The sequence below is a fragment of the Serratia sp. X3 genome (assembly GCF_014982455.1).
In the GTDB taxonomy this organism is placed as follows: Bacteria; Pseudomonadota; Gammaproteobacteria; order Enterobacterales; family Enterobacteriaceae; genus Serratia; species Serratia ureilytica.
Window position 1 is genome coordinate 1004371 of record NZ_JADCNB010000001.1, and the last position, 14951, is coordinate 1019321.

Annotated in this window: 15 protein-coding genes; 9 read left to right on the forward strand and 6 right to left on the reverse strand. The window is 59.5% G+C overall.

Annotation, left to right across the window (positions count from 1 at the left end; genetic code table 11):
• Positions 1–6 precede the first annotated feature (6 nt).
• The 5 genes from IMX17_RS04795 (at position 7) to lapB (ending at position 5155) form a co-directional block, all read left to right on the forward strand.
• Positions 7–1071 carry an ABC transporter permease gene (locus tag IMX17_RS04795; protein ID WP_046898952.1) on the forward strand — a complete coding sequence of 355 codons (1065 nt, stop codon included), beginning with the start codon at positions 7–9 and terminating at the stop codon, positions 1069–1071.
• On the forward strand, positions 1064–2587 hold the full coding sequence (locus tag IMX17_RS04800) for an FGGY family carbohydrate kinase (RefSeq protein WP_046898953.1): 1524 nt from the start codon (positions 1064–1066) through the stop codon (positions 2585–2587). Before IMX17_RS04795 ends, IMX17_RS04800 begins: the two co-directional genes overlap by 8 nt.
• Positions 2584–3381, forward strand: coding sequence for an SDR family oxidoreductase (locus IMX17_RS04805; RefSeq protein WP_193549374.1), 798 nt, complete (start codon positions 2584–2586; stop codon positions 3379–3381). The genes IMX17_RS04800 and IMX17_RS04805 overlap by 4 nt, the downstream gene beginning before the upstream one ends.
• 292 nt (positions 3382–3673) lie before the next feature.
• On the forward strand, positions 3674–3976 hold the full coding sequence (locus IMX17_RS04810) for a LapA family protein (RefSeq protein ID WP_033643257.1): 303 nt from the start codon (positions 3674–3676) through the stop codon (positions 3974–3976).
• Between the two features lie 6 nt (positions 3977–3982).
• Positions 3983–5155 (forward strand): lipopolysaccharide assembly protein LapB, encoded by a 1173-nt coding sequence (gene lapB, locus IMX17_RS04815; RefSeq protein WP_015378034.1) that lies wholly within the window; start codon positions 3983–3985, stop codon positions 5153–5155.
• Positions 5156–5201: 46 nt separating this feature from the next.
• On the opposite strand, the gene IMX17_RS04820 is transcribed toward lapB, so the two are convergent.
• Together IMX17_RS04820 and IMX17_RS04825 are read right to left on the reverse strand one after the other, a co-directional pair.
• On the reverse strand, positions 5202–5501 hold the full coding sequence (locus IMX17_RS04820) for an Arc family DNA-binding protein (protein WP_046898955.1): 300 nt from the start codon (positions 5499–5501) through the stop codon (positions 5202–5204).
• A gap of 172 nt (positions 5502–5673) precedes the next feature.
• Entirely contained in the window at positions 5674–5934 is a 261-nt protein-coding gene (locus IMX17_RS04825; RefSeq protein ID WP_046898956.1) for a YdgH/BhsA/McbA-like domain containing protein, read from the reverse strand.
• Positions 5935–6263: 329 nt separating this feature from the next.
• Between IMX17_RS04825 and pyrF the strand changes: the two genes are divergently transcribed.
• Together pyrF and yciH are read left to right on the forward strand one after the other, a co-directional pair.
• Positions 6264–6992: an orotidine-5'-phosphate decarboxylase gene (gene pyrF / locus IMX17_RS04830; RefSeq protein WP_193549375.1), complete on the forward strand. Its 729-nt coding sequence runs from the start codon at positions 6264–6266 to the stop codon at positions 6990–6992.
• 10 nt (positions 6993–7002) lie between these two features.
• Complete coding sequence (yciH, locus tag IMX17_RS04835; RefSeq protein ID WP_004930637.1) at positions 7003–7329, forward strand: stress response translation initiation inhibitor YciH; 327 nt, start codon at positions 7003–7005, stop codon at positions 7327–7329.
• Positions 7330–7517: 188 nt separating this feature from the next.
• Here yciH and osmB read toward each other — a convergent pair whose 3' ends face one another.
• From osmB to IMX17_RS04855, 4 genes are all read right to left on the reverse strand, one after another.
• Complete coding sequence (gene osmB, locus IMX17_RS04840) at positions 7518–7736, reverse strand: osmotically-inducible lipoprotein OsmB (RefSeq protein ID WP_004930634.1); 219 nt, start codon at positions 7734–7736, stop codon at positions 7518–7520.
• Between the two features lie 258 nt (positions 7737–7994).
• Positions 7995–8741 carry a DNA-binding transcriptional regulator YciT gene (locus IMX17_RS04845; protein WP_099982304.1) on the reverse strand — a complete coding sequence of 249 codons (747 nt, stop codon included), beginning with the start codon at positions 8739–8741 and terminating at the stop codon, positions 7995–7997.
• 50 nt (positions 8742–8791) lie between these two features.
• Positions 8792–11224: a formate C-acetyltransferase/glycerol dehydratase family glycyl radical enzyme gene (locus tag IMX17_RS04850; protein WP_193549376.1), complete on the reverse strand. Its 2433-nt coding sequence runs from the start codon at positions 11222–11224 to the stop codon at positions 8792–8794.
• 4 nt (positions 11225–11228) lie between these two features.
• A complete protein-coding gene (locus IMX17_RS04855) occupies positions 11229–12128 on the reverse strand; it encodes a glycyl-radical enzyme activating protein (protein ID WP_046898960.1) in 900 nt (299 codons plus the stop codon).
• A 149-nt stretch (positions 12129–12277) separates the two neighbouring features.
• Between IMX17_RS04855 and fsa the strand changes: the two genes are divergently transcribed.
• Together fsa and IMX17_RS04865 are read left to right on the forward strand one after the other, a co-directional pair.
• Positions 12278–12943 (forward strand): fructose-6-phosphate aldolase, encoded by a 666-nt coding sequence (fsa, locus tag IMX17_RS04860; protein ID WP_046898961.1) that lies wholly within the window; start codon positions 12278–12280, stop codon positions 12941–12943.
• 277 nt (positions 12944–13220) lie between these two features.
• Positions 13221–14948 (forward strand): ShlB/FhaC/HecB family hemolysin secretion/activation protein, encoded by a 1728-nt coding sequence (locus tag IMX17_RS04865; RefSeq protein ID WP_193549377.1) that lies wholly within the window; start codon positions 13221–13223, stop codon positions 14946–14948.
• Positions 14949–14951: the final 3 nt, after the last annotated feature.

A 14951-nucleotide genomic window follows, 5' to 3' on the forward strand; every position in this document is an offset into this window, starting at 1 on the left:
AAGGCAATGCAAACCAAGTATCGGTTGTATATGTATTTGTTGCAGGCGCGTACGTTCATCGCCCTGTTGCTGGTGGTGCTGTTCTTCAGCAGCATGGTGCCGAATTTTCTGACCGTCTCTAATCTGCTGATCATGACGCAGCACGTGGCGATTACCGGGCTGCTGGCGGTTGGCATGACGCTGGTGATCCTCACCGGCGGCATCGACTTGTCGGTCGGCGCGGTGGCGGGCTTGTGCGGGATGATTGCCGGTGCGCTATTGACCGTCGGTATCCCGCTGTGGGATGGCAATCGGCTGTTTCTCAACGTTTTTGAAGTGATCGGCGCGGTGGCGCTGGTGGGCGTGTTGTTGGGTTTGATCAACGGCACGCTGATCACGCGGCTCGGCGTTGCGCCATTCATCTGCACCCTGGGAGCGATGTACGTGGCGCGTGGGGCGGCGTTGCTGACGGCGGACGGCAAAACCTACCCTAATCTGGTGGGCATGGAAGCGCTGGGCAACACCGGTTTCACGGCCCTGGGGTCCGGCACCTTCCTGGGAATTTACAACCCGATTTGGCTGATGCTGGCCATCGTGTTGTTGGGGATCTATCTCACCAAGAAAACGCCGCTGGGCCGTTATATCTATGCCATTGGCGGCAATGAGCCGGCGGCGCGGCTGTCGGGGGTGCCGATTGTCAAAGTGAAAATGTTCGTCTATGCGTTTTCCGGGCTGTGTGCGGCGCTGGTGGGGCTGGTCATCGCTTCTCAATTGCAAACCGCGCACCCGATGACCGGCAATATGTTCGAAATGGACGCCATCGGCGCGACGGTGCTGGGCGGTACGGCGCTGAGCGGTGGTCGCGGCAGGGTATTCGGTTCGATCATCGGCGCCTTTGTGATCGTTTTTCTGGCGGACGGCTTGGTGATGATGGGCGTCAGCGAGTTCTGGCAAATGGTGATTAAAGGGCTGGTGATCGTCACCGCCGTGGTGATTGACCAGTTCCAGCAGCGTTTGCAGAGCAAGGTTATTCTGATGCAGCGCCAGGAAAAAAAAGCGGTGCAGCCGCTGGCTGAGGTGAGCCATGGTTAAAGCGGATTGCATTGTCGCGTTGGACGAGGGCACCAGCAACGCCAAGGCCGTGGTGGTGGATGCGCAGGGTACGATCGTCGCCAGGGCCAGCAGGCCACTGACATTGCAGACGCCGCAGCCCGGTTGGGTGGAGCAACGGGGCGAGACCTTGCTGGCGGCCTCTCTGGCGGTATTGCGGGAGGCTATTGCGTTGGCTGGCGCATCCCGCATTGCCGGTATCGCCATCAGCAACCAGCGTGAAACCGCCATCGGCTGGCGTCGCGCTGACGGCCAACCGATCGGCCCGGCTCTGACCTGGCAATGCGCGCGTTCCACCGATTTCTGCGAACGGCTGCGGCGCGATCGGCAGGAGGAAGCGGTGCGCCGCGCCACCGGTTTGCCGCTTTCACCGTTGTTCTCGGCGTCGAAAATGCGCTGGTTGCTCGATCACTGCGAAGAGGGACAGCGGTTGGCGGAGAACGGCGAACTGTGCCTGGGCACCATCGATGCCTGGCTGTTGTGGCAGTTGAGCGGGGGGCGAGCATTCGGTTGTGATGTCTCCAATGCCGCCCGAACTCAACTGCTGAATCTCGCTTCCGGGGAGTGGGACGAACAGATGCTGGCGCTGTTCAATATTCCCCGTCAGGCGCTGCCGACGATCCATTCCTCCAGCCATCTGTTCGGCACGACGTTGGGATTGGAGGGCATTGCCGACGGCATTCCAATTGCTGCGATGGTAGGGGATTCCCATGCGGCGCTTTATGGCCATGCGCTGGGTCAGGCTGGGCAGGTCAAAGCCACCTATGGCACCGGATCATCGGTGATGGCGCCAATCGCCGACGCGCAATGCGACACGAGCGCTCTGGCAACGACCATCGCCTGGCATGACGGTGGGCGCATGCAGTACGCACTGGAGGGCAATATTCCCCACACCGGCGACGCTATCGCCTGGATGCTGGATATCGCCGCCATACCGTCGGAGGGCGAAGCGCCGTTGAGTGAACTGCCTGTTCGCGTGCCCGACAGCTGTGGCGTCTATTTTGTACCGGCGCTGACCGGTGCCGGCGCACCCTGGTGGGATGAGCAAGCGCGCGGCGTGATTTGCGGGCTCAGCCGCGGCACGCGGCGAGAACATTTGGTGCGGGCCGCTTTTGAATCGGTGGCTTATCAAATCGCCGATGTGATCGGCGTACTGCGGCAACAACCGGGTTTTGCGCTGCAGGGGCTGATGGCAGACGGCGGCCCCAGCCGCAATGACTGGCTGATGCAGTTTCAGGCCGATCTGCTGGGTTGCCCGGTGTGGCGCAGTGACACGGCGGAACTGTCGGCCCTGGGGGCGGCGTTGATGGCGATGCGCAGCCTGTGGGGAGCTACCGATCGGCAACTGGCGGCACTGTTGCCTCAACATGATGAGTTTAAACCCGATATGCAGCGCCACCGGCAGCTGCAGGAAAACTACAGCGCGTGGCGGCAGGCGGTACAGCGCACCTTATGGCGGCCGCAGACGGCCTCATTGATGACAGGAGAACAATCATGAATCGTGACTTCACGGGGAAAACCGTGGTGATTACCGGCGCATGCCGCGGCATTGGGGCCGGTATCGCCGAGCGTTTCGCCAGTTTGGGCGCCAATTTGGTGATTGCGTCGAATGCGGAGCGCATTCTGACCACGGCGGAAACGCTGCGCCAGCGTTATCGGGGTGAGGTGCTGCCGGTCATCCTCGACGTCACCGATGAAGCACAAGTGGTTGATTTTTATCGTCAGGTCTGGGAGCGATTTGGCGCGATCGACGTTTCCATTCAGAACGCCGGGGTGATCACTATCGATCGTTTTGACCAGATGCCCAAAAGCGATTTTGAGAAAGTGCTGGCGGTAAATACCACGGCGGTCTGGCTCTGCTGCCTGGAGGCAGCTAAATATATGGTCGGCCAGCGCAAGGGGCGCCTGATCAACACCTCTTCCGGTCAGGGACGTAACGGGTTTATTTATACGCCGCATTACGCCGCCAGCAAAATGGGGGTGATCGGCATTACGCAGAGTTTAGCGCTTGAGCTGGCGCCACATGGCATCACGGTCAATGCATTCTGCCCCGGCATCATTGAAAGCGAGATGTGGGAATATAACGACCGCGTTTGGGGAGAAATTCTCAGCGGTCCGGAAAAAACTTACGGCAAAGGGGAGTTGATGGCCGAGTGGGTGGCGGGCATTCCGCTCAAGCGTGCCGGTCAACCCGAGGATGTGGCGGGTCTTGTGGCCTTCCTTGCTTCGGACGATGCCGATTATATCACCGGCCAAACCATCAATGTGGATGGCGGGTTAATCATGTCATAACGTGACAATGTCACAAACAAAGCGGCGCCAGATCGGCGCCGCATTAACCGCTTACATTTTCCCGCCATTGCAATCCGCGCCGTCGCCCCCATATCCTTATAAATTCGACGTTTTGAGAAGCTTTCTCATCAATTTGTTCGTTAAAGCCGTTTACTGCCGAATATGCCAGCAGATATGTGGTTTTATCGTGCCGCAGGGTTTCCCTGCCGCAACGGGAAATGCTAACTTAAGGGTTAGGGACGCCACGTTTTGGCATCGTTCATCCGATTCACTCGGCATCGCGGGAAAGAATGTGAAATATTTGCTGATTTTTTTGTTGGTTCTGGTGATCTTCGTGATTTCCGTCACCTTGGGTGCGCATAACGATCAGGTGGTCAATTTTAACTATCTGGTTGCGCAGGGCGATTATCGCGTATCGACCCTGTTAGCCACGCTGTTTGGCGCCGGTTTCATTCTCGGCTGGATCATTTGCGGTTTGTTCTATCTGCGTACGCGCATTGCGCTGGGCCGCGCCGAGCGCAAGATCAAAAGGCTGGAGCTGCAGCTTGAGCAGCCCGCTGAACCGGCGGCTCAGGCCGTTGTCAGCAAGGAATAACCCTCTATGTTAGAACTGCTGTTTCTGTTGCTGCCCGTGGCTGCCGCGTACGGTTGGTACATGGGGCGCAGAAGCGCTCAGCAGGATAAACAGCAAGAAGCCAACCGCCTGTCGCGTGAATACGTGGCAGGGGTGAACTTTCTGCTTTCAAACCAGCAGGATAAGGCGGTCGATCTGTTCCTCGACATGTTGAAAGAGGACAGCAACACCGTTGAAGCCCACCTGACGTTGGGCAACCTGTTCCGCTCGCGCGGCGAAGTCGACCGCGCTATCCGTATCCATCAGGCCTTGATGGAAAGCGCTTCCCTGACCTTTGAGCAGCGCCTATTGGCGGTGCAGCAGCTGGGCCGTGACTATATGGCCGCCGGGCTTTACGACCGCGCGGAAGACATGTTCAGCCAGTTGACTGACGAAGCGGATTTTCGCGTCTCGGCGCTGCAGCAACTGCTGGTGATCCATCAGGCGACCAGCGACTGGCAGAAAGCGATCGACGTGGCGGAAAAGTTGGTCAAGCTGGGCAAAGAGAAACAACGCGTCGAGATCGCGCACTTTTATTGTGAACTGGCGCTGCAGGCGATGGGCAGCGACGATCTCGATCGGGCGATGAGCCTGCTCAAGCGTGCGGACGCGGCCGATAAACAGTGCGCGCGCGTGTCCATCATGTTCGGGCGCATTTACATGGCGCAAAACGACTACGCCAAAGCGGCGGAATCGCTGCAGCGCGTATTGAGCCAGGATAAAGAGCTGGTCAGCGAGACGCTGCCGATGCTGCAGGAATGCTACACGCATCTGCCGGAACAGCAGCACAACTGGGCGGATTTCCTTAAGCGCTGCGTAGAAGAGAACACCGGCGCCACCGCCGATCTGATGCTGGCCGAAATCATCGAGCAGCACGAAGGGCGCGACGTGGTGCAGGTCTATATCAACCGTCAGCTGCAGCGCCATCCCACCATGCGGGTGTTCTATCGGCTGATGGATTACCACCTGGCGGACGCCGAAGACGGCCGTGCGAAAGAGAGTCTGCTGCTGTTGCGCGACATGGTCGGCGAGCAAATTCGCACCAAGCCACGTTACCGCTGCCACAAATGTGGCTTCACCGCGCACTCGCTCTATTGGCATTGTCCGTCGTGTCGCGCCTGGTCATCGGTTAAGCCGATCCGCGGTCTGGACGGACAATAAAAATAAAACGGGGCGATTGATCGCCCCGTTTTTCTATGTTCATCGCTTATTTTTTCTTGCCGCCTTTGGCGCCGGTTTTCAACAGCTGACGCAGTTTCTTCAGCTCTTTCTGGCTCAGCGGCTGTTCAATCTCTTCTTCGGTGCTTTGATTGTCGATCTCGCCGTGGTGCAGCTCATCCGCTTTCTTGGTGGTTTTTTCAGCCTTGGCGGCGGGCGCGCTGAAGCTGCTTTCCAGGCGTTGGCACACTTCTACGCTCAACGAAAATTCGTTTTCAGCGGCGGCGGCGCGGATTTTTTCCTTCAGTGCCAGAGGAATTTTAATGGTAAGTGTCGATATCTCGCTCATTTTGAAAGCCTTTCTGCAGGAAGATGCCTTCAAGCTAAGCCACTGACGATCGGGTGTCTAGTGTGTAATAAAAATTTAATATTTCTGTAACAAAGCGGGGCGAGGAAAATGCGGTTTTTTCAGGCGGCAAACAGAGGCAGGGCCCGAACGTTCGGGCCCTGTACCGGAAACATTATTTGTAGATGATCGCGGTGCCGCTCAACATGTTGTTACCGCCGGCGGAGATGATGCGGTAGCTGCTGGCGCCCTGGGCATCGGCTTTAGCGGCCAGTTTTTTCTCCAGGCTGCTGAGGGTCGTTGCGTGACCTGCGGAAACGACGCCGGCCGCGGTCAGGCTATCGGCCTGCTGGCTGTTAATCGGCTCAGCGGCCAAAGTGGCGAAAGAGGTCAGTGCGATAGCGGCAGCGGCTGCAAAATATTTGATGGTTTTCATGGGTGACTCCAGTCTGTTTATTTAGGAAGGAAGCCATTCGCTTCCGATGTGGTGAATAATAAAGCATCTGGGCCGATTGAAAATCTGATAATGCTGAGCAAGTAGTTCAAAATATTTGATTGATAATTTACGCATCTTTACGGCGTTTTACGCTGCGTGGTTTATTGCTGACGCGCTTACGTTGACGCGCCATGACAAAGACGCAAGGTAACATGACAGAGCGCCGGTGCGCGCTGCGGCTGGGATTTCTGGCCCCTGGCATGTAGAATGCGGCGGTCAGTTTCGCGGGTGAGTCCCTGATTATCTCCATTTTACAGAAGGTAGAAGAAATGAAGTCTGAAAATAAAACTAATAACAATGACTTAAAATCATCTCCAATCGTTGTGGCGTTGGATTACGCCGATAAGAACGCTGCGCTGGCGTTCGCCGACCGTATCGATCCGCAAGACTGCCGGCTGAAAGTGGGCAAGGAAATGTTCACGCTGTTTGGGCCGCAGCTGGTGCGCGATCTGCACGGGCGCGGCTTCGACGTATTTCTTGACCTGAAATTCCACGATATTCCCAATACCACGGCGCATGCGGTAGCCGCAGCGGCCGAGCTGGGCGTTTGGATGGTCAATGTGCATGCCAGCGGCGGCGCGCGCATGATGACCGCCGCTAAAGAAGCGCTGGTGTCATACGGGGCGGATGCGCCGCTGCTGATCGCCGTCACGGTGCTGACCAGCATGGAAGCGGAAGACCTTCGCGGCATCGGCATCGAGGCGAGTCCGGCAGAACACGCCGAGCGCCTGGCGCGCCTGACCCGCGACTGCGGGCTGGACGGTGTGGTGTGTTCGGCACACGAAGCGCAGCGCCTGAAGGCCGCCTGCGGGCAGGCTTTCCAACTGGTGACGCCGGGGATCCGCCCTGAAGGCAGCGCGGCGGGCGATCAGCGTCGTATTATGACGCCGGTGCAGGCACAGGCCGCCGGTGTGGACTATATGGTGATTGGGCGTCCGATCACCCAATCTGCGGATCCGGCCGCGACGCTGCGCGCGATCCGCGCCTCTTTGGCCTGAGGAAGCGATGATGAATGACGATAACAGCCGTCTGGTGTATTCCACGGACACCGGTCGCATCAAGCAGGAAGAGGTTAAACCGCAACGCGCCAAGGGCGATGGAGTCGTGCGCATCCAGCGCCAGACCAGCGGCCGCAAGGGGAAGGGCGTGTGCCTGATTACCGGCGTCGATCTGGATGATGCCGCGCTCGACAAACTGGCGGCCGAACTGAAAAAGAAATGCGGCTGCGGCGGCTCGGTGAAAGAGGGAGTCATCGAGATCCAGGGCGATAAACGCGATCTGCTCAAACAGCTGCTGGAAGCCAAAGGCATGAAGGTCAAACTGGCGGGCGGTTGAGGCGAATCGCCATGCCGCAGTGCAATGCTGCGGCATGGCTAGAGGTTGTTGCTGCCGGGGGTTAACCCGTTAACGGCGAAAGAACCATAGACTTAAAGTAAAACAGACCTGAAATCATCGTTATTGGTTAATACGTCAAAGCGCCAAGGCGCTTTTGCCCGCCTGTCGGCGGAGGAACATCGGGCAGGTTATTTGCCAACCTGGTGACCGATGATGCCGCCCACCGCTGCCCCACCCAGCGTGCCCAAAGCGCTGCCGTTGGTCAGCACTGCGCCGCCGACTGCACCGGCGCCGGCGCCGATAGCGGTGTTGCGATCGCGTTTGGACATGTTGGAACAGGCGCTCAGTGAAAACGCCAGAGTCAGAGCCAGAGCGGCGGTAGCGAAACGTTTATTGATAATCATCATAATGACTTCTCCTTAGCATTGGCTATATGGAAGTGCCCTATAAGTATAGGCGTTAACCATAAATCAGGCCTGCTGTTGATTCCCATACGGTATCGATATAAAAAATGGCATTTTTTGTTAACGGCCGAATAATTAGCGGGTTACGGCCCAAAAGTTACCGAAGCTGAGTATAGGTTTCTCGGGAAGGATAAACAGGTAAATAGTCTTAAAATCCCGCTGCGCAAGGGAAACGGCGGGCGGCGTGGCCCGCGCGGCGCGTTATTCGTTGACCAGCTCCACCTGTACGCCCTGACGTTTCAGCTGATGCTGATACTCCAGCGCCAAACGTGAATCGGTGATCACCCGGCTGATTTGCCGCGGCTGCGCCAGCGGGTTAGGCTGGATCTGGCCGAATTTGCTGGAATCCGTCAGCACGATATTCTCTACGCCCTTGGCCAGCACTGCGCTGACCACATCGGCGCGCATCATGTCGCGGCCGGTAAAGCCGGTTTCGGCCTGAAAGCCGTCAATGCCGATAAACGCTTTGTTGAAATGCACCTGCTGAATGCACAGCCGCGTGAGCGGGCCGACCACGGTCTCGCTTTTCTTCTGATACATGCCGCCCAGCACGATGACGTCGCAGTCGGTTTCTTTGAGCAGGTTGGCGATGTAATGGCTGACGGTGATAAGCGTAATGCGCTTGCGTTCGGCGATGTAGCGCGCCAGCAGGGCATTGGCGCTGCCGCTCTCGATAAAGATCGTCTCGCCGTCATTGACCTGCGCGGCGGCGTACTGCGCCAACCGCTGCTTGAGGGTGAAATTGGACATCATGCGGGCGTCGACGTCGTCGCTTTCCAACGCCACGGCGGAGCCGTGCACCCGCTTCAGATAACTGCGCTTTTCCAGCAGGTTGAGATCCTGCCGGATGGTGACTTCCGAGACGCCCGAGGCGCGCGCCAGCTCATTGACGCTGATCCGGCGGCGATCGTTAACCAACTGCAATATGGTCTGTTGTCGTAAATTCATATCGGCCTGATGATGCGGCCGCCAAGGCGCGGCCGCTAAGAGTCAAAGGTTTAAAGAGTATGTTCTGTGCGCGCAATAATATCATCCTGCGCCTCAGGGGATAATGCGGTAAAGAAGGCGGAATAGCCAGCTACGCGAACCACTAAATCACGATATTGGTCAGGGTGTTGCTTCGCCGCCAGCAGCGTTTCGCGCGACACGATGTTGTACTGCACATGCCAGCCGCGGTAGCTCTCGAAGAAGGTGCGCAACATCAGCATCAGCTTTTCCCGATCGCGCGGGTTGTCCAGCGTCGCCGGGTTCAGCTTTTGGTTGAGCAGCACGCCGCCGAGGATCGCCTCGGTCGGCAACTTGGCGAGCGAATTGAACACCGCCGTCGGCCCCAGGTGGTCGGTGCCGGACGCCGGGCTGGCGCCTTCCGCAAGGGGGGCGTGCGCCTTGCGGCCATCCGGCGTGGCCAGGGTGGCCGCGCCGAAGGGCACGTTGGCCGAGATCGACGAGGTGCCGGCGTAATAGCCGCCGCCGATCGGCCCACGGCCGAAGCGGGTGTTGCGATACTGCTTCAGTTCTTCGATGTAGGTTTGGTAGGCGCGCACCAGCAGCCGATCGACCTCGTCCACATCGTTGCCGTATTTGGGCGCAGCGTTAAGCAGCCGCTGACGCAGCTGCTCGCCATCCAGCCCGGCGAAGTCGTCGGCCAGCGCCGTCGCCAACTGCTGCTGGCCGATCGCCCCTTGGTCGAACACCAGTTTGCGCACCGCCGCGAGGCTGTTGCCCAGGTTGGCGATGCCGACCTGCAGGCCGGAAACCCAATCGTATTTGGCGCCGCCTTGTTTGATGCTTTTGCCGCGTTCAATGCAGTCATCCACCAGCGCGGAGCAGAGGATATCGTGGGCGTTCTCCTCCAGCACGCTGTCCACCACGCACTCGATCTCGATCGACTTGCGGGTGTAGTAGCGGATTTGCCGATCCCAGGCGGTTAATACCTGCTCGAAATCGGCGAAGTTTCCTTTGGACAGCGCCTGTTCCTGTGGCAGGAAGATCTGCCCGGACGTGGCGTCGCGGCCCTGCTCCAGCGCCGCCAGCAGCACGCGGGCGAAGTTGATGAAGCTCATGCCGGTGCAGCGATAGCCCCATTTTCCGCCGACGGCGGTCTCGATACAGCCGATGGCGGCGTAGTCGTAAGCGTCTTGCGGTTCGACCCCCAACTTGATGAATTCAGGAATGACGATTTCGTCGTTATTGAATGCCGGCATGCCGAAACCGCAACGGATCACCTGCACGCAGGCGTCGAGGAAGTCGGCGCTCATCCCGGCGTGGTAACGCACGCTGAGGTTAGGCTGGGTGGAACGCAGGCGGCCGCAGGATTCGAGAATGGCATAGGACAGCGGGTTGACCGCATCGCACGGCCGGCCGTCGATCAGTTTTTGCCCGCCGATGGTGACGTTCTGGTACAGCGGGCTGCCGGCGGAAGCCTTGGAATGCGAGCCGGAGCGGATCTTGTTGACCTCCAGCAGCTTCAGCCAGCAGCTGTGCAACAGCTCGATGGCGTCTTCCCGCGCCAGCTTTTGCTCCAGCTCCACGTCACGCCGATACCAGGGGTAGAGGTATTGATCGAGGCGGCCGAAGGAAACCGAATGGCCGTTAGATTCGATCTGCAGCGTCAGTTGGATGAAATAGCACAGCTGCAGTGCCTGCCAGAAGGTTTGCGGCGGGCGATGGGCGATCCGGTCGCAGTTGTCCGCGAGGGTCAGCAGCTCGGCGCGCCGCCAGTCGCGGGCTTCGTTTTGCGCCATGTCGCGCGCCAGGCGGGCGAAGCGCAGGATGTGCTCGCTCAGCGCTGCCAGCACGATGTCGATGGCGTTGAGAAACTGCGCTTTGTGCAAATCTTCCCACTCGGTCAGGTGCAGGCGGCTGCGGCGCGCGTTCACTTTTTCACGCAGGCCGTCGAGACCTTTCTCCAGCAGCAGCGGGAAGTTAACCGCCAGATGGGCGTCGCCAGAGGTCATATTGCCCTCGGCCTTGATGATGCCGGTGGCCAGCAGCGCCTTTTGTTCGTCGGTGAACATGCCGTAGCAGCGATCCTGCACCGTTTGGCCGCGCCACCAGGGGCACAGGCGATGCAAAATCGCCTTGTTCTCTTCGCTGACCGAAAAACCGGCGCCCGGCCGGTCGGCTAGCTGGTCTATTTCGCTTTCTATCCAGCCGACGGTGTATTCGGGGAAGATCGGTGCGGCGCGCAGCTCGCTGGCCTGGTTGCCGACGATCAGCTCGTCGTTGGCGATCCAGATGGTGCGTTTCGCCAGATGGTTGGCCAGCGCCAGCGCGCGACGCACCGGCAGTGGCCGATCCTGATGCTGTTGATAGGCTTCGGTATAGTGCTGCGCACGCTCGGTGCACACCGGCGGTTTGACGATGTGAATCAGCGCGTTCTTGTGCGCCTGGATGCGGGCGCTTAGGGTGGTCAAATCCAACGTGGTCATGGTGTTATCCTCGCAAAATGGCGGTCAGGCCCTTGGCGCCGGCATAGCCTTCGGCGAAGGCCAGCAGGTCGGGAGCGTCCAGTGGCGTGCGGGCGGCACGGTAGGGTTCGCCGAGCAGGTGGTACTTGTTGATGCCGAGCGTGTGGTACGGCAGAAAGTGGATCTCCGACACGCCGATCTCGTCGGCGGCGAAGTCGACGATCGCACGGACAGAGCGGCGATCGGCGTTGAAATCGGGGATCAGCGGCACGCGTACGGTCATCTGCACGCCGTGCGCTGCCAGCCGACGAAAATTGCTCATCACCCGGCGGGCGGAACCGCCGGTCCAGGCTCTGAAGCGCGCTTCGTCGGTGTGTTTGAGATCGGCCAGCAGCAGATCCAGCCACGGCAGCGAAGGGGCGATATAACGCCATGGAACGTGCAGGCAGGACTCGACGGCGGTGTGGATGCCGGCCTCGCGACCGCGCCGCAGCAGGTCCGCCGCGATGTCCGGCTGCATAAAGGGTTCGCCGCCGGACAGCGTTAAACCGCCGCCGCTGCGCAGGTAGAAAGGCTTATCCCGCAACACCTCGGCCATGATATCGTCGGGGTTGATCGAGCTGCCGCACAGGCTGAGCGCGCCGGTCGGGCAGACGGCGGCCAGGGCGGCATAATCGTCTGCGCTAATCAGCTCGCGTTGCAGCGTCAGCGGCCCGTCGGTGCGTTGCAGCCCTTGCGGACAACGCTCGGCGCACAGCGTGCAGCCGCTCAGGCACAGGCGTTCGTCAAACAGCAGGTCTGCTTGGCGCGAGCGGCTTTCCGGGTTCTGACACCACCTGCAGCTCAGCGGGCAGCCTTTTAAAAAGACCACGCTGCGGATGCCTGGGCCGTCATGGGTCGAGTAGCGCTGCAGATTGAAGATCATGAGTCACCCGTTTGGCGTTGCTGTATCTTTCGCCATTAAAGGTGTTTCGAATGAAAGTTGAGTTGATTTTGATCAAAAGTTAGCGCGGTTTTTGCCCTATGATGATCAGAGTTTGAATCCGCCCACAGAACATGACACAGGAGTCCGTGATGGAGCTTTATCTCGATACCGCCGATGTGACCGCGGTAAAACGCCTGGCGCGCATTCTGCCGCTGCACGGCGTCACCACCAACCCGAGCATCGTGGCGAAGGAAGGCAAGCCGATCTGGGAAGTGCTGCCCGCGCTGCGCGACGCCCTCGGCGGCACCGGCAAGCTGTTCGCGCAGGTGATGGCGACCGATGCGGAACGTATGGTGGCGGAGGCGGCGCTGCTCAGCCAGCGGGTACCGGGGCTGGTGGTGAAGATCCCGGCGACCGCCGAAGGGCTGGCGGCGATCAAGAAACTCAAAACGATGTCCATCCCGACGCTGGGCACTGCGGTGTACGGCGCCGGGCAGGGGCTGTTGGCGGCCTTGGCAGGGGCGGAATATGTGGCGCCTTATATCAACCGCGTGGATGCGCAGGGCGGCGACGGCATCGAAATGGTGCACGAGCTGCAGCAGCTGTTGAGCCTGCATGCGCCCTCGGCGCAGGTGCTGGCCGCCAGCTTCAAAACGGCGCGCCAGGCGCTGGAGTGCCTGCTCGCGGGCTGTCAGGCCATCACGCTGCCGGTGGACGTGGCGGAGCAGTTTCTGAATGCGCCGGCCGTACAGGCCGCGGTCGAGAAGTTCGAGCAGGATTGGCAGGGGGCGTTCGGCAGCAGCCTGCTGAACTGATGGCCTGCGTCTATTCCTCGGTGCTCACACTATATTATCGCTAAAGGATGGCGGCTACGCGCCATCCTCCTTTCATTATCCATTATCGGCTTTCCTTTCACTTCATTGCCGCTGAACTATTTATTTTTCGCACGATCTCTCTTTCGGGAAAAATCGATTGATTTTCGCCCTTATAGGCTCATAATTCGTCAATAAAGCAGTGTCATTACAATTATTTAAATTATTTATAATATTGCACTCATAAATTTATTGAAATAATAATGATGGAGAGCCAAGGATGCGCTCAAATTACGTTCGTGCTGTGCCTTGTTTTATTCGCTATGGTCTGTCGGGATTGTTACTCGGCGCCGTGCCGTTTTTTTCCGCCTCCGCCTCTGCGGCTGAGGCTTTCAGCCAGGGCGCGGCGGCTATTGATGCCCGTGAACAGCTGCGTCAGCAAGAGCGAGAACGCGCCCTGCAGAACCAAAACACCCCTCAGGCCGATGCGCGCGTGGCTGCCCCTGAGCGGGTGCTGCCCGATTACCCTCCTCACGAAAAACCCTGTTTTACCATCAACCGGTTGGTACTCGTCGGCGAGTCGGCCGAACGCGTTCAGTGGGCGCTTGCGGCCGCCAACGATGCCAAAGGCCGTTGCCTGGGCGGGCGGGGGATCGTGCTCGCTATCAACAAGGTGCAAAATGCCATTTTGGCCAAAGGCTACGTCACAACTCGGGTGATGGCGCAGGAGCAGGATCTGACTCAGGGCACGTTGACACTTACGTTGCAACCCGGGCGCATTGGCGCCGTCCGCTTTGATGAGCCGGTTTCCTGGCGTGGACGGCTGTGGAACGCCGTTCCGGCCTCGCGCGGCGATCTTCTTAACCTGCGCGATATCGAACAGGGGCTGGAGAACTTCAGGCGGGTGCCCAGCGCCAATGCCGATATTAAAATCGTGCCCGGCGCCCAGGAGGGCACCAGCGATCTGCAGGTCAACTGGCACGAGGGGCGCCCGGTGCGGCTCAGTCTGGGATTGGACGACAGCGGCTCCAAAAGCACCGGGCGCTATCTTGGCTCGGCCACCCTGGCTATTGATGCCCCGTTTGCGCAAAATGACCTGTTCTACGCCAACATCGGCAAGGATTTATTCCAACACGGGCCGTTCGGCAACCGTTCGCATACGCTGAACTATTTCTTCCCGGTGGGATATTGGGCCTTCTCGGCCAACTATAACGACTACACCTACCATCAGAACATCCCCAACGCCAATGAGGTGCTGCGCTACAGCGGCAAGAGCGACAACTTTCAGTTGACCGTTTCCCGGTTGCTGTACCGCGACCAATCGCACAAGACCACGCTCAACCTGCGCGGCTATCGCAAGCACTCGACCAACTATGTGGAAGACATCGAAATGGCCCAGCAAAAGAGGCGGACAGCGGGCTGGGAGATTGGACTGAACCAGCGCAGTTACCTCGGGCGCAATACGCTGGATGCGTCGCTAGCTTGGCGGCGCGGCACCGGCGCCCTGGGAGCGCTGCGCGCGCCGGAGGAAGCCAATCACAACGGTTCGGCGCGTACCGGCATCCTGCTCGGGGATGCGGGGTTCAACATACCGTTCTCCTGGGGCGAGCAGCCGTGGCGGCTGTATACCAGCGTGCGCGGCCAGTGGAGCTCGAACGCGCTGACGCCGCAGGAGCGGATGGCCATTGCCGGGCGCTACACGGTGCGCGGTTTTGACGGCGAGCAGATGCTGTCTGGCGAAAAAGGCCTGGTCTGGCGTAACGATATCGCCTGGAATGTGTTTGCCCGCGGTCACGAACTCTATCTGGCCGCCGACTACGGGCGGGTGGACGGCCCGAATACGCGAGGCTTGCCGGGGCGGCAATTGGCGGGCAGCGCGCTTGGGGTGCGCGGCGCCTTATGGGGGCGACTCAGCTATGACCTGTTTGCCGGCATTCCTTTGTACAAGCCTGCGGGTTTCCACACCTCGGATGCCACGGCCGGCTTCAGCGTTAACCTGGAAATCTGAACG

Coding starts and splice junctions, on each gene's coding strand:
- yciH (WP_004930637.1), top strand. CDS start 7,003: ATGAATGACGATAACAGCCGTCTGGTGTATTCCACGGACACCGGTCGC.
- IMX17_RS04805 (WP_193549374.1), top strand. CDS start 2,584: ATGAATCGTGACTTCACGGGGAAAACCGTGGTGATTACCGGCGCATGC.
- IMX17_RS04795 (WP_046898952.1), top strand. CDS start 7: ATGCAAACCAAGTATCGGTTGTATATGTATTTGTTGCAGGCGCGTACG.
- IMX17_RS04820 (WP_046898955.1), bottom strand. CDS start 5,501: ATGAGCGAGATATCGACACTTACCATTAAAATTCCTCTGGCACTGAAG.
- IMX17_RS04865 (WP_193549377.1), top strand. CDS start 13,221: ATGCGCTCAAATTACGTTCGTGCTGTGCCTTGTTTTATTCGCTATGGT.
- pyrF (WP_193549375.1), top strand. CDS start 6,264: ATGAAGTCTGAAAATAAAACTAATAACAATGACTTAAAATCATCTCCA.
- IMX17_RS04850 (WP_193549376.1), bottom strand. CDS start 11,224: ATGACCACGTTGGATTTGACCACCCTAAGCGCCCGCATCCAGGCGCAC.
- IMX17_RS04845 (WP_099982304.1), bottom strand. CDS start 8,741: ATGAATTTACGACAACAGACCATATTGCAGTTGGTTAACGATCGCCGC.
- IMX17_RS04825 (WP_046898956.1), bottom strand. CDS start 5,934: ATGAAAACCATCAAATATTTTGCAGCCGCTGCCGCTATCGCACTGACC.
- IMX17_RS04855 (WP_046898960.1), bottom strand. CDS start 12,128: ATGATCTTCAATCTGCAGCGCTACTCGACCCATGACGGCCCAGGCATC.
- fsa (WP_046898961.1), top strand. CDS start 12,278: ATGGAGCTTTATCTCGATACCGCCGATGTGACCGCGGTAAAACGCCTG.
- IMX17_RS04800 (WP_046898953.1), top strand. CDS start 1,064: ATGGTTAAAGCGGATTGCATTGTCGCGTTGGACGAGGGCACCAGCAAC.
- lapB (WP_015378034.1), top strand. CDS start 3,983: ATGTTAGAACTGCTGTTTCTGTTGCTGCCCGTGGCTGCCGCGTACGGT.
- osmB (WP_004930634.1), bottom strand. CDS start 7,736: ATGATGATTATCAATAAACGTTTCGCTACCGCCGCTCTGGCTCTGACT.